We start from the raw sequence: 13,712 nt of genomic DNA on the forward strand, positions 1-13,712 counted from the left end.
GCGCATGTAACACCACATCGCCATCAGAGTGAGCCAACAATCCCTGATGATGTTCAACGTTAACACCACCCAAAATCAAAGGTTTATCAGAGCCCCAGCGGTGAACGTCATAACCATGACCGACACGGATTTTCATGAACCATTTTCCTTATTATTGTCTTTGGCAAGCAACCAGTCACGAACACAGTCGAAATCTTCCCGGTGAGTCACTTTTAAATTACGAATAGAGCCGTTAATAAGCGCAGGCTGAAAGCCACACCATTGCATTGCCGATGCTTCATCCGTTAACTGGGGGTTTTGTGTGCCCATATGTTCAATGGCATGTTGCAGTTTCTCTGCACTAAAAACCTGAGGGGTTTGAGCCTGCCATAGGGCTTCGCGTTCAACGCTGGATTCAATGTGAACAGATCCCTTTCCGGACTCCGTTGAAATAAGTGAACGCTTTAATGAATCACGCACAGGGATAGCCAGAATAGCACCCTGAGGGTCAAATAAACCGGTATCGATAACACGCTTTAACGCAGGTTCAGGGAGACACGGGCGCGCTGCATCGTGAACCAGTACATGGGTTGCTCCTTGCGAAACCGCGGCCCGTACTCCGGCTAACACAGACTCAGCTCTACTACTTCCGCCTTTTAACCATGCTACCGGTAATGACTGTCTCTTTTTAATATCATCTATGAACTCAGCATCGGGATCTGAAACAGCAACAAAAACCTTCTGTACGCGAGGATCCTGACAAACCGCGTCAATGCTATGCTCCAATAAGGTCTTTCCAGCGACGGTCAAAAACTGCTTAGGAACATCGGTTTGCATGCGGCTTCCGTTGCCGGCAGCCGGAATTACTGCCATCAATGCATTATTCACCTGACTCTCCACCTGATTATCCATCTGACGCTACGGGTTGCGGTCAGGAACAAGACGGAAGAAAACTTCATCCTTTTTAATCATCCCTAGTTCGTTGCGAGCACGTTCTTCCAGCGCATCCTCCCCTTCACGCAAATCTTCAATATCCGCGTAAATCAGTTGATTGCGCCGTTCCAGGTTTTCGTTCGTTGTTATCTGATTGCTGACTTCTTGCTGCAACCGCCAATAGTCCGGTAAGCTATTTTTCCCAAACCACAGACGATACTGTAACGCAATAAACAAGGCCAACAACACGACCAGAGTCACCCGCATACCCAGCTCCGTTGTTTTTCCTGTTATCATTATGAAGACTATTCGCGTGGCTGAAAAGCCGTTTTCAGAATTTACCGATAAAAGAGGTTAATTTGGAGTATTTTGCTGCTGCTTTGGTGTTCTTTTTTGCTGCCTTGCTACAGGGTATCAGCGGCTTTGGCTCTGGACTGCTCGCCGTGCCAATTCTTGCTCTTTGGTTCCCAATTAGCGTTCTTACTCCAGCGTTATCTGTTATTAATATTATTGTCGGCGGTTGGATCTACTGGAAAAACAAAGAAGCAGCGCGACCGTCGCAGTGGAAGTGGCTTATTCTGTCCGGCGTTATCGCCTCTTTAATTTCAGGCTCTTTGCTATTAACCGTTAATGAACAGTTTATTAAACTCATTCTTGGGTTTGTCATACTTGCTGTCGCGCTTATCCTCGCCAGCGGTAAGCAACTGCCGACAGCTGAGCACGCTCCCGGGCACATTGCCGTAGGCACAGGTTCGGGCCTGCTTAACGGCCTTATGACCTTAGGCGGACCACCTATTGTGTTGTTTCTGGCTAATGCACGCATCCCTAAACAGCAGTTCCGAGCCACCCTCAGTCTATTTTTTTGCTGTATTGCCATTGCGAATGTCGCAAACTTTTCGCGCCAATCGATTTACGCCGAACCGCATCTTTATCTCATTTTGACCCTACTACCTTGCGCCCTGATTGGCGCAAGTGTCGGCCATAGGCTTCAGCACCATGTTTCAGAGAGACGTTTTCGTCAGTTTACTCTCATACTTATGATACTTTCCGGCCTAAGCGTCGTAATACAAAGCATTAAATAGTCTTAGTACTCAAGCCACCGGCTCTGGTAAAGTCAAGGTTATGCAAGACACTCTTTATACATTTTTTGATTTGGGTCAGTTTGCCCAACTGCCACTGACGGGTTCCCATCACTCAGGTTTGGTGGCGCTCTCCTACTGTGTCGCATTATTAGCTTCTTATACCGCCATTTTAACACTTGAGCGAGTGCAGCTTCATACGCGAAAGGCCTCCAGATACAGCTGGTTATTAGTCAGCTCAATTATTGCCGGCATAGGCGTCTGGAGTATGCATTTTATTGGTATGCTTGCCTTTGAGCTTAACTTACCAATGAACCATGGCGTAGGCCTAACCTTACTTTCTATCATCCCGGCAATAGCCGGTAGCTTTTTCGCTTTAAAAGGGCAAATAGCCGCGCCATCGGTACGACAGACTTTATTCGGAGGAACTGTTTTAGGTGCCGGTATAGGGCTAATGCATTATACGGGGATGGCCGCGATGATATTGCCAGCGTCGCTGCGTTACGATCCTTTATGGTTTCTGTTTTCTGTCGTTGTTGCTGTCTCGCTGGGCATAATTGCACTGCTTACCTACCGTCGTTACCGACATGCAGAAAATATGACGTTAAGCAACCGTCGAACGGTTCAAATTATCGTTGCGGCCATTATGGCATTGGCCATATCCGGAATGCACTATACCGCCATGATTGCCGCTAACTTTTATCCAACGGGCGAATCGGAAACTCTGTTTACTGGCCATAGCAGTTGGCTTGCATACGGTGTGGGTATTGGCGCTGCTTTCAGTGCGTGTATGGCAATTGTTGCAACCCGAATTGATCACCGTATTCAGCAACAGCAAAAATTAGCTCAAATGTCTGCCAAACAGCTTTATGAGGTCATCAGTGCAATTGATGATGGACTGCTGTTATTTGATGAACGCAACCGCGTCCTTCTCGCTAATGAAGCCTTCGCAAGGCTAACCGGTGACAACCTGGATAAAATTAAGGCTCAAAAGCTGGATATCGAACACTATCTCGAACACGCGAGTGAGTTATTAGAATATATACAAAGTACACTGGACAGCGGTAAAGCCTGGCATGGCAAAGTCGAAGTGAAGAAACGTTCAGGGGTCAGCTTTCCAGTACGTTTAAGCATTTCCGAAGTGCGTTACCAGGATCAAAAAGAACGTCATTTCGTTGCCACAGTAACAGATATCACCGCAGAGGTTGAGGCCAGCGAACGTATACGAAACCTAGCTTATAACGACGCATTAACCGGACTGGCAAACCGTCGCTCATTACTGGACCATCTACACCAAGAGCTGACAGATTGTGAGAAAAATGATGAAACCGGCGCCCTAATTCTTTGTGACATTGATAAGTTTAAAATACTTAATAATACTCTGGGCTCGGATATGGGCGACCTGTTACTGAAACGTGTGGCAGAAAGATTACAAAACTCCACCAAAAGTAACTCTTTTCTCGCTCGTTTAAGTGCTAACGAGTTTGCAATTGTTCTAACTGGAATAAGCAGTGGTAACCTTGCCAATGTAAAGCAACAATTATTAACCCGAATTTATCAGTTGCAGGAACAACTCCAGCAACCTTATCAACTGAATAGTTATACTCACCTATGCTCTTTTAGCGCCGGAGCCTCGCTTTTCGAGGACAGTCAACTAAACGCAGAAACTTTAATGACACAGGCAGGGCTGGCGTTATCTCACTCAAAGCGCAAAGGTATTGGTGAGGTCTCACTTTTTCATCAAGAGCTTGCTGATGCCGTAACAAAGCGAGTGAAACTCGAAGAACAGTTGCGCCATGCCATTAAACAACAGGAGTTCGAGCTCTACCTGCAACCTCAGGTAAATTCCATTGAAGAGATAACCGGAGCAGAAGCACTTATCCGTTGGCCACAAAAGAACGGCAGCTTTATCTCTCCCGCCGACTTCATACCACTTGCGGAAGAAACGGGATTAATCATCCCTTTGGGTTATTGGATAACGGAACGAGCTTGTAGCATTTTGCAGCAATGGCAACAAGACCCGGTTAAATCCACTTTGCAGTTGTCAATCAATGTCAGCGCTAAGCAATTTCAACAGCCTGACTTTGTAGAGCAAGTAAAGGGATTAATAAAAGCACATGCAGTCAAAAAGCATCAGCTGAAACTGGAATTAACAGAAAGTTTGCTCATGGATGATATTTCCGATATTACGAACAAGATACAGCAGCTAAAAGAAGTAGGCGTCGAGTTTGCGTTGGATGACTTTGGCACTGGCTATTCTTCTCTTTCTTACCTTATGCAAATTCCGTTCGATACACTTAAAATTGACGTTTCTTTTGTCCGCAATATGTTAGACAGCGAAGAAAAAGCACAGATTGTTCATACCATCATTCAATTAGGAGAAAGCCTGAAACTCAACATCGTTGCAGAAGGTGTCGAAACTCAGCAACAGTTCGATTATTTATCGAGGTTGGGCTGTAGTAATTTTCAGGGGTATTTATTCAGTAAACCCCTGCCTGAAGCTGAGTTTTCTAAAAGCAATAACTCCTCTATTTAACGAAGTTGGCTGTCTTTACTTCCGCGTCGATTAAAGCTGCCTTCGCGTGAATCTTGCTTATCTTGCTCAGCCTGACAGTCGACACATAAGCGAACACCGGCAATAGCTTCTCGCCGGGCCTGAGGAATGGGCTCACCACACTCTTCGCAATACTCCAGGCTCTTGCCATCCGATAATTGGCTTCTTACCCGTTTTACTTCGTCTTCTGTGCTTGCGTCAATTTGTTCCTGCACCGCACCATCGTGTGACCAGCCACCGGCCATAATTAACTCCTCAAAACAAAATGGAGAACACAAACGAACTCTTAGTCTGATACATTAATTATAACGTAAAAACCACAAACACTTTAGTGACAGCCGAAGAAGGCCTTATGAAACTTATTTATACGCGCGAAAACAAACTATTGGTGGAAAACGCCCGTAACTTACTGCAAATGGAAGGTATTGAAACAGTAATGAAGAACGAGTTTTCCAGTGGCGCAGCGGGTGACCTGGCGCCACAAGACACCTGGCCTGAGCTTTGGCTAGTCGATGAGATACAACTGGACAAAGCCAAGGCATTGCTTGAGAGAATGGAAGAGCAGGCTGAAGGTGATGACTGGCGCGGCAATAACTGTCAGGAAGTTAACGGAGCCGCTTTTGAGGTCTGCTGGAGTTGTGGAAGCCCGGCTTAACTAACTAAAAGTAACTGAGGGATATCATAATATGCTGCTATGGATTCTTGGCTTTACGTTATTAGGCAGCTTAGGTGCTATCTTTTGCGCAGGCCTTTTTCTGACCTTCCCGCACAGTGTGCGTAAGTTATTAACGCCCAGCTTAATGAGTTTTGCCACCGGTACCCTGTTAGCTGCGGCTTTTCTTGGCATGATCCCCGCCGCTTTAGAACTAGCTGACGGTTATCAGGTATCGGCCAGTGTACTGGCCGGTATTATTTTATTCTTCGTAGTAGAAAAGCTGATTCTCTGGCGCCACTGCCGCGACCGCGACTGCGACCCTCACGAACGTGCAGGCCCCTTAATTCTTATTGGCGACGCTGTACATAACTTTACCGACGGTGTGGTTATTGCCGCGGCTTTTCTCACCTCTGTACCTTTAGGCATTGCCACCGCAGTCGCAATCATAGCGCATGAAATACCGCAAGAAGTCAGCGACTTCGCTATTTTACTGGAGAGTGGCTTTGAACGGAAAAGAGCACTTTTACTGAATAGTCTGGCTTCATTAACAGCCATCCCCGGTGCTTTAATTGCTTATTTCTGGCTTGCCCAGGTCAGCGCCGCTGTTCCCTACGTATTAGCAATTTCCGCTTCAAGCTTTATTTATATTGCAGCAGCGGATCTTATCCCGACGCTGCAGCGACAACACAACCCTGCCTCATCGGTTCGGCAGTTTATTATGATAATCATTGGTATCGCAATTATCGGCTGGGTAAATACCCTGGCTTAATTTGAAAAAGGAGACATAACATGAACGGAAGTGAAACTTATACTATGGCTTATTGGGGTGTGCTCATTGCACTGGTCATTTTGCTGGTTCAATGGCTTATCGCCAGCGGTCAGAAAGCAAAACAACCTGGGGCTGTCCCCGGAAAAATTGATGACTCGCTCAGTCACTCATCTTTTGTATTTCGTGCTCACCGCACCTTAATGAATTCACTGGAAAACTACCCATTGATGCTGGGAACGGTATTTCTTGCCTTTTTCATCGGCACCAGCGCTTTCTGGACTGGGTTATTCATCTGGGTATTCGCAATTGCGCGCTTAATTCACATGATTCTCTACTACAAAATTGCTACAGAGAAAAACCCAAGCCCACGCAGTTATTTCTTTATGATTGGCCTGGCAGCCAACGTCGCTTTACTGATTTTGTGCGGTATAACCCTTGTCTGAGTATGTTTCTAAAAGGGCTGATTAAACATCAGCCCACTCTCTTAGCAGGTTATGAAATACTTTCGTCAGCCGGTCAAAGTTTTCAGATTTACCATTGGTATCGAACTCTGCTTTTAGGGATTGCTCCAAATCAAACAGCAGTTCTCTGTGGGAAGGCTGCTTCACTAAGCTCTGTACCCAACCTATCATCGCCAACCTCTCCCCTTTTGTTACCGAATTAACCCGATGGAGGTAATGACTTGGATACATGAGAATATCACCCTGCCCCAGACGCCAGCTTCGCTCACCACTGGTATCCTCGATAACTAATTCTCCGCCTTCAAAGTCAGACAATGGTGATAAGCCCAAGGTAAAAGAAATATCCGTTCTCACGCCGTTCATTAACGAATCATCCATATGAGTACCGTAATACTCTCCCTGTTGATACCGGTTGATAGAAACCCTGGCAACCTGCTTAGGTCGCATTACTGATTGCACCAGGCTATTTTGCTGCAGCCTGTCCAGCAATACCTCCGTGGCTGCCTGCGATTTCTTGCCGGCTAGTTGTTGGTTGTTTTTCACATCCTTTGCCGCCCAACCAGCCGTGCTTTTACCGTCACTAAACTGACTGACATCCAGACCGGAAACAACGCTGCTTATGGTCTCTTTATCAATGGCATTACTGATTTGTAATATCATACTGCTGCATTTCCAACTTGCGAATAGTTATCATTTCTGCAAATATACAGAAGTTCACTCTTTTAAAAAAGCTTACTAAGGTTTATCTATGTTTGAAAAGAAAAAAGTCTGGTTAGGTGTTGGTAGTGTTCTTGCCACCACCGTAGCCGCGTCACAAGTATCAGCCACGGTGCTCACGCAACCCAGTGCGGCACCGACAATGTTTATGGCTGCCCCTATGGCAGAAGGCGAAATGGCGGCCCCGGAAATAGATCTAAACACGAATGACACCGCCTTTCTGGCGCAGCTTGGTTTTATTCGTGGTCACTTGTGGGTTGGCATGAAGCTTTATGAACAAGGCCACATTGAAATGGCCAAGACCCATATGAAACACCCCGGCGATGAGCTTTACAGTGGTCTGACTGAAGCCTTTGAAGCCCGTGGCTTACCGGGTTTCGCTGAACCTTTGAATACACTGGCAGAAAGCGTGATTAATGACCAGAGTAAAGACGTTGTTATGAATAATTACAACGAACTCCGGGATGCTATCAGCGCTAATGAGCCCATTGATAATATGTTGGCTAAAGATGTGATACTAAGCATTTCATCAATGTTAATGGTTGCCGCCGACGAGTACGCCGTTGGCATCCAAAACGGCGAGGTTGCCAACGTACACGAATATCAGGACGCCCTGGGCTTTAAAGAGATTGCATTGGATCGTTTGAATCGCATTAACGATGCAGAAGCTCATAAAGCCCAGGATGCAATCAATGAAACCCGCCAGGTGATTAATAACCTGAATAACCTCTGGCCGACTACCACTCCGGAAGCCAAAGTTGATGGCGAACCCAGTAAAATTTATGGGGCTGCATCTCGTATTGAATTAGAAGCACGCAGTATTTAGTACCCCTTTCTTGGTTTTTGACCTACTCCCATTATACCCATAGGAGTAGGTCTTTCTTACCTCTTCATATCACTAGCTAAAACCCGCCACAGCGCTATTCTAGGGACATCTTAAGTCAGTCACTAAGGTGTCATTATGAGCATTCATTCTTTCGTTAAAGTATCACTCATTGCAGTGTCACTTGCCGGTCTATTTATAAGCCAGCCAGTCAGCGCCAGCGATGGCGAAAACGTCTATAAAAAATATTGCCAAGCCTGCCATCAGCCAAACGGTAAAGGTATGCAGGGCGTTTTTCCTCCGTTAGCTAACAATTCAAATCTTAAAGACAAACCAGCTTATATCGCTGAAACCATCATTAAAGGTAAGTCAGGTCCTATCACTGTCAACGGAACCAACTACAACGGCTCAATGCCGCCCATGGGTTATCTAAAAGACGCAGATATTGCAGCGTTAGTTAATTACATCAACACAGAACTGGTGCAAGGCAGCGAAGAAACAACTGCCGATGCGGTTAGCAGTTTACGTTAAATCTATTTATTAGTTGTTAAAGGAAATATCACTATGAAAACTCTAAGCTTATCCATTATCAGTGCGTCTCTGCTTGCCGCTATGGCTTCTGTATCAACTCCAGCTACTGCTGCCGATATGAAACTTAAGCACGACAGTGAGTATGTTATTGACGGTAAAATCTATGGCTTACCAGAAGCTAAGGTTTATCGTGAAGACTACAATGGCCCAGCCGTTGTGGGTGACTATCTCACTCAGGTTCCAAACATAGCGAAGCTTGACTATGAGGGTAACAAAACTCACGACGTACGCATGGACGTTTTTTCACAGAAAATTGAGGTTGCCCCTGGCGTCAGCTATTCAGCCTGGACATTCGGTGGCTCAGTACCAGGTCCTGTATTGCACGTACGTGAAGGCGACCGCGTCATTTTTAAAATGAAAAATCGGTCTGATGAAGAAGTAACTATTACAAAACCGGTCAAAAATGGTTCACCATTTTTCCAGCAAGTACAAGCGAACAATTATCAGAATAATCAGCCAGTGATTAATCCTATGCCACACTCTATGGATTTCCATAGCGGAACAGTAGCGGCGGAAGACAAGTGGCGTACCATTTCTCCGGGTGAAACTATTGAGTTTGAATGGATAGCCAACTACGCCGGTACTTACATGTACCACTGTGGTACTTCCAGTGTGCTTATGCACACAGCTATGGGCCAGTATGGTGCGGTTGTTGTATCGCCCAAAGACGGTTACCCAACTGATAAAGACGTTGATCACGAGTACGTTTTGGTGCAATCAGAGCACTATTTGGAAGAAGCGGCTGAAGGTAATTATATTTACAACCACGGCGCAGCGCTCGATCGTCAACCAAGCCACGTTACTTTTAATGGTCATGTTGCAGCTCTTAGCGACAACCCATTACGTGCAAACGAAGGTGACCGGGTACGCCTACATGTATTAAACGCAGGCCCGTCCGGCACATCAAGCTTCCACGTTATTGGAGCGATTTTTGACCGCGTGTGGTACGAAGGCGACCCGCGTAACGAGTGGTACGGAATGCAAACTGTTTTGCTGGGTGCCAGTAACAGTGCAACCATCGACTTTATTGTTCCGGAAGAAGGCATTTACAAACTGGTTGATCATGAATTTGCTGATGCAGAACGTGGTGCAGCTGGTGCGTTAATTGCCGGCCCTCGTAAAGAGAAATAAGGGGAAAGGTTATGGTTAAGTGGCTTGGAGTTGCAGGTGTTTTGTTTTCACCGTTAGTGCTCGCGGACCCAGTCCTGATTAACGGTGGTCCTTTCGAACCTCCGGTATTACTGGACAAAGAGCGCCTCAGCATTGAAATGGACAGTTTTATGCTGGATGCAACTCCGGTCACTAACCAAGCTTACCTGGAATTTGTACATGAGAACCCTCGTTGGCAACGAGATAACATCGCTGCCCTGTTCCACGATGGAAACTATCTGAAACACTGGAGTGGGAACACCGCTATTGCAGAGGATAGAGAAAACGAACCTGTGACTTATGTTTCCTGGTTTGCCGCACGAGAATACTGCGCCGCTCAAGGTGGTCGGTTGCCCAGTCTTAATGAGTGGGAATATGCTTCTGTGCTATATCGGCAACAGCAAAACATTAGTGACAATGACTACGCACGCAAACTGTTTGCCTGGTATAGCCAGCCACACACGAGTAAACAACAAACTGTTGATCCAAACGCAGACCAACTGATGCATATGCACGACCGCGTCAACGAATGGGTGAACGACTATCAATTATTATTAAGTAACGGCGATGATGTCGATTTGCTCTCCGGTTCTTGTGGCGACGGAGCGCGCTTTATGTCCAGTTTCACCAACGCCAATTACGCCACATTTTTCCGTTATCAGTCTCGCAGTGATTACGCTCCTCAAAGTGCAACCAGCACTATGGGATTCCGCTGCGCATACGACCTGGAGAACGACCATGAATAAATTCTTTCAACTTACTGCTCTGGCTTCATTGGTGTTCTCTGCGCAGTTAATGGCGCAAGATCATTCACACCACAATAAGCACGGTGACCATAGCAATCACACAACAATGAATGCGGCAGAAGTGTCTCACTCCCAGTCGGTATACCAAATTGATGCGTCCTGGAAGACACATCAAAAAAATGAGTTAAAACTGTCTGAGCTTGAAGGAACACCGGTAATTATTTCGATGATTTACGGCAGTTGCACCACCGCCTGCCCGGTGTTGGTTCATGACGTAAAACGCTTATACAGCAAGCTGGACGAAGATACCCAAAAGCACGTTAAGCTTGTTATGGTGAGCTTCGACACTAATCGCGATACACCCGAGGCACTAGCCGACTACGTTAAGCAATATAAGCTTAACAACGACAACTGGCTGTTTCTGAACGGTTCAGAGCAGGGCATCAGAACACTTGCTACAGTACTTGGAGTGAGATATCGCCAACGTCCCGACGGTGATTTTGATCACAGCAATTTGATCACCATTCTCGATAAGCAAGGGGTTATTGCTGAGCGTATAGAGGGCTTAAGCCAGCCGATGGATAAGCCTGCAAAAGTTGTCACTAAACTGGTTAGATAATAACGGCGGTTGCATTCGCTCTAAGATTTTGTTCCACTAAAAAAGAATCTTGTCGGAGTGCCGGTTACTTTATTGAGTAAGTAATCGGCTGAGACCGCAATTGCGGGATCCGTTGAACCTGATCAGGCTAATACCTGCGAAGGGAACAAGAGAGCATCAGCATGACACAACCGTCGTTTCTGCGCTGGTGTTCCTTTCAACACTCCTGACAAGCATCTCTAACATCAACAAAATGAGAGAATGCTATGTCAACTGCACCATCGAATAACCGTTTAAACCGCCAACAGGCTGAATCTTTTTTATCCTCACTTTCCGGGCATTATTACCCTAATTCCAGCCGTGAATTTCTGTCCGGCACTAACGATATCCAGGTGCCCTTTCGTCGCATTCATCTAAGCGAAACTTTGCACCAGCCCACGCCTGGCGTTAAGTTACCACCAAATGAACCGGTGGATGTCTATGATACCTCCAGTGTCTACGGCGACCCGGACGCTAAAATTGACGTTAAAGCGGGTTTGAAAAAGGTTCGTGAGAACTGGATTCAGCAACGACACCGCGAGAATCAACAAAACAATCACGGTATTACTCAACTGACCTACGCCCGACGTGGCATCGTTACGCCCGAGATGGAGTCATTGCACTGCGCGAGAATATGGGTCGGGAGCATCTGGAAAACCCCATAACGCCCGAGTTTGTTCGCGATGAAGTTGCCAGTGGGCGCGCAATTATACCCGTTAATACCCATCATCCCGAATCAGAACCAATGATCATTGGACGCAACTTTTTAGTGAAAGTGAACGCCAATATCGGTAATTCCTCGGTCAGTTCGTCCATTGAAGAAGAAGTTGAGAAGCTGGTATGGGCCACGCGCTGGGGCGCTGATACCGTTATGGACTTATCGACCGGCCGTAATATTCACCAAACTCGGGAATGGATCTTACGCAACAGTCCAGTCCCTATTGGTACTGTCCCCATTTACCAGGCACTAGAGCGCGTCAATGGCATTGCCGAGGATCTGAACTGGCCAGTATTTAAAGACGTACTGCTGGAACAGGCTGAGCAAGGAGTCGACTACTTTACGATTCACGCCGGCGTACTGCACGACTTCATTAAACTGACCGCAAAGCGGGTTACCGGCATTGTTTCGCGCGGCGGTTCAATTATGGCGAAATGGTGTATGGCGCACCAGCAAGAGAGCTTTCTTTACCAGCACTTCCGGGATATCTGCAAAATTTGTGCGAAATATGACATATCACTGTCTTTAGGTGACGGCCTGCGCCCCGGTTCCATAGCCGACGCTAACGATGAAGCTCAGTTCGCAGAACTTCGGGTACTCGGCGAGTTGACTCAAATAGCCTGGGAATACGATGTGCAGGTGATGATAGAAGGCCCAGGCCATGTGCCCATGCATAAAATTCAGGAAAATATGGATGAGCAGTTAAAGCATTGTCATGGCGCGCCGTTCTATACCTTAGGGCCGCTAACCACCGATATCGCCCCCGGTTACGACCATATTACTTCAGGTATTGGTGCTGCCATGATCGGCGCTTTTGGTTGCGCCATGCTCTGCTATGTTACCCCGAAGGAACACTTAGGCCTGCCCAACAAAGAAGACGTAAAACAAGGGATGATTGCGTACAAGATAGCCGCTCATGCCGCCGATTTAGCCAAAGGACACCCGGGTGCTCAGGCGCGGGATGACGCTATGTCAAAAGCCCGCTTTGAGTTTCGCTGGGAGGATCAGTTTAACCTGGCGTTGGATCCTGTAACTGCCCGCAGCTATCACGACGAAACGCTGCCGCAGGATTCGAACAAAACCGCGCAGTTTTGCTCCATGTGCGGTCCTAAGTTCTGCTCCATGAAAATTTCTCACGAGGTGCGTCAATACAATCCGGACACTCGCATTGATGTAAAAGTAAAAGATGCGGCGACCGAAGGAGCAGAGTAATGTCGGTAGCTGTCGTATGGACCGTCGCTGGTTCTGACAGCGGCGGTGGCGCAGGCATTCAGGCGGACTTGAACACCTTCCGCAGTCTGAACGTGCATGGCTGCAGTGTCATAACCACAGTGACCGCTCAGAACTCTGTTGAAACCACCGGGCTATTCCCTTTAGCTGCTGACGCCATTCGTCAGCAGTTAGAATGCCTGCAACTGGACATGCCCCCTGCTGCGATAAAAATTGGGTTGCTTAATAATGTGCAACAGCTTCAGTGTGTGGCTGACTTTTTAAAGCAATGGCCTGATACCCTTCCCCGGCCTTTCGTGGTCTGGGATCCGGTGGTTGTCAGCACTCAGCAGGATAGGCTGTCAGAGCTGCCCCCGGAACACTGTACGGAGTTGCTCCCACTGGTTGATATTATGACACCGAATTTGGATGAGCTCAGTTGGTTGAGCGGCGTAGAAGTTATTGATGAAAACTCAATGTGTCGCGCCGCCGAAAAACTCTTTCATGCGGGGCTAACTCAGGTCCTTATCACTGGTACTGAGTTTGGTCACTCCGATGAAATCTCTGACTATTACCTTAGCGCCGATGGGCATATTCAGTACATTCAGCAAAACCTGGAAACAAAACACAGCCATGGAACAGGCTGTACTTTGTCTTCAGCCATTGCCTCGGTAATAACGCATGACTACCCG

16 protein-coding genes, 1 pseudogene and 1 riboswitch are annotated in these 13,712 nt (G+C 46.9%); of the genes and pseudogenes, 12 read left to right on the top strand and 5 right to left on the bottom strand.

The window, feature by feature from the left end; all coding sequences use genetic code 11:
* The 3 genes from B3180_RS02155 to ftsB form a co-directional block, all read right to left on the bottom strand.
* Positions 1-136 (bottom strand): 2-C-methyl-D-erythritol 2,4-cyclodiphosphate synthase (locus tag B3180_RS02155; protein ID WP_286842799.1); only part of this gene is annotated, 136 nt, incomplete at its 3' end.
* The gene (gene ispD, locus B3180_RS02160; protein ID WP_278358727.1) at positions 133-891 is read right to left on the bottom strand and encodes a 2-C-methyl-D-erythritol 4-phosphate cytidylyltransferase; all 759 of its coding nucleotides are present in this window, start codon (positions 889-891) and stop codon (positions 133-135) included. The genes ispD and B3180_RS02155, both read right to left, overlap by 4 nt.
* Positions 892-897: 6 nt before the next feature.
* Positions 898-1,179, bottom strand: coding sequence for a cell division protein FtsB (ftsB, locus tag B3180_RS02165; protein WP_054488026.1), 282 nt, complete (start codon positions 1,177-1,179; stop codon positions 898-900).
* A gap of 92 nt (positions 1,180-1,271) precedes the next feature.
* Here ftsB and B3180_RS02170 point away from each other — a divergent pair, with 92 nt between their 5' ends.
* Entirely contained in the window at positions 1,272-1,994 is a 723-nt protein-coding gene (locus B3180_RS02170; RefSeq protein ID WP_199494546.1) for a sulfite exporter TauE/SafE family protein, read from the top strand.
* 40 nt (positions 1,995-2,034) lie between these two features.
* Positions 2,035-4,527 (top strand): bifunctional diguanylate cyclase/phosphodiesterase, encoded by a 2,493-nt coding sequence (locus B3180_RS02175; RefSeq protein WP_278358728.1) that lies wholly within the window; start codon positions 2,035-2,037, stop codon positions 4,525-4,527.
* On the opposite strand, the gene B3180_RS02180 is transcribed toward B3180_RS02175, so the two are convergent.
* Complete coding sequence (locus B3180_RS02180; protein ID WP_199494548.1) at positions 4,524-4,790, bottom strand: DksA/TraR family C4-type zinc finger protein; 267 nt, start codon at positions 4,788-4,790, stop codon at positions 4,524-4,526. The two genes, B3180_RS02175 and B3180_RS02180, sit on opposite strands and share 4 nt — an antisense overlap.
* A 107-nt stretch (positions 4,791-4,897) precedes the next feature.
* On the opposite strand from B3180_RS02180, the gene B3180_RS02185 reads away from it, so the two are divergent.
* The 3 genes from B3180_RS02185 to B3180_RS02195 are packed head-to-tail and all read left to right on the top strand — an operon-like array spanning position 4,898 to position 6,412.
* The gene (locus B3180_RS02185) at positions 4,898-5,200 is read left to right on the top strand and encodes a DUF2007 domain-containing protein (protein WP_278358729.1); all 303 of its coding nucleotides are present in this window, start codon (positions 4,898-4,900) and stop codon (positions 5,198-5,200) included.
* Positions 5,201-5,231: 31 nt separating this feature from the next.
* Positions 5,232-5,969, top strand: a complete 738-nt coding sequence (locus tag B3180_RS02190) for a ZIP family metal transporter (RefSeq protein WP_199494549.1) — start codon at positions 5,232-5,234, stop codon at positions 5,967-5,969.
* A gap of 20 nt (positions 5,970-5,989) precedes the next feature.
* Positions 5,990-6,412, top strand: coding sequence for an MAPEG family protein (locus B3180_RS02195; RefSeq protein WP_054488036.1), 423 nt, complete (start codon positions 5,990-5,992; stop codon positions 6,410-6,412).
* A gap of 21 nt (positions 6,413-6,433) precedes the next feature.
* Here B3180_RS02195 and B3180_RS02200 read toward each other — a convergent pair whose 3' ends face one another.
* Positions 6,434-7,090 carry a Fe2+-dependent dioxygenase gene (locus B3180_RS02200; protein ID WP_271331316.1) on the bottom strand — a complete coding sequence of 219 codons (657 nt, stop codon included), beginning with the start codon at positions 7,088-7,090 and terminating at the stop codon, positions 6,434-6,436.
* 88 nt (positions 7,091-7,178) lie between these two features.
* Between B3180_RS02200 and B3180_RS02205 the strand changes: the two genes are divergently transcribed.
* The 7 genes and pseudogenes from B3180_RS02205 to thiD form a co-directional block, all read left to right on the top strand.
* Positions 7,179-7,973, top strand: a complete 795-nt coding sequence (locus B3180_RS02205) for a hypothetical protein (RefSeq protein ID WP_278356109.1) — start codon at positions 7,179-7,181, stop codon at positions 7,971-7,973.
* 135 nt (positions 7,974-8,108) lie between these two features.
* Positions 8,109-8,501: a c-type cytochrome gene (locus B3180_RS02210; RefSeq protein ID WP_199494939.1), complete on the top strand. Its 393-nt coding sequence runs from the start codon at positions 8,109-8,111 to the stop codon at positions 8,499-8,501.
* Between the two features lie 33 nt (positions 8,502-8,534).
* Entirely contained in the window at positions 8,535-9,692 is a 1,158-nt protein-coding gene (locus B3180_RS02215; RefSeq protein WP_199494940.1) for a multicopper oxidase domain-containing protein, read from the top strand.
* An 11-nt stretch (positions 9,693-9,703) separates the two neighbouring features.
* Entirely contained in the window at positions 9,704-10,456 is a 753-nt protein-coding gene (locus tag B3180_RS02220) for a formylglycine-generating enzyme family protein (RefSeq protein WP_199494941.1), read from the top strand.
* The gene (locus B3180_RS02225; protein ID WP_286842740.1) at positions 10,449-11,075 is read left to right on the top strand and encodes an SCO family protein; all 627 of its coding nucleotides are present in this window, start codon (positions 10,449-10,451) and stop codon (positions 11,073-11,075) included. Before B3180_RS02220 ends, B3180_RS02225 begins: the two co-directional genes overlap by 8 nt.
* Positions 11,076-11,118: 43 nt before the next feature.
* Positions 11,119-11,237: riboswitch (TPP riboswitch) on the top strand.
* Between the two features lie 83 nt (positions 11,238-11,320).
* Positions 11,321-13,023 (top strand): annotated as a pseudogene (gene thiC, locus B3180_RS02230) (phosphomethylpyrimidine synthase ThiC).
* Positions 13,023-13,712, top strand: a 690-nt coding sequence (thiD, locus tag B3180_RS02235) for a bifunctional hydroxymethylpyrimidine kinase/phosphomethylpyrimidine kinase (RefSeq protein ID WP_286842742.1), incomplete at its 3' end; no start/stop codon positions are given. The pseudogene thiC and the gene thiD, both read left to right, overlap by 1 nt.

The organism is Idiomarina sp. UBA4206, assembly GCF_002383015.1.
Classification (GTDB): domain Bacteria; phylum Pseudomonadota; class Gammaproteobacteria; order Enterobacterales; family Alteromonadaceae; genus Idiomarina; species Idiomarina abyssalis.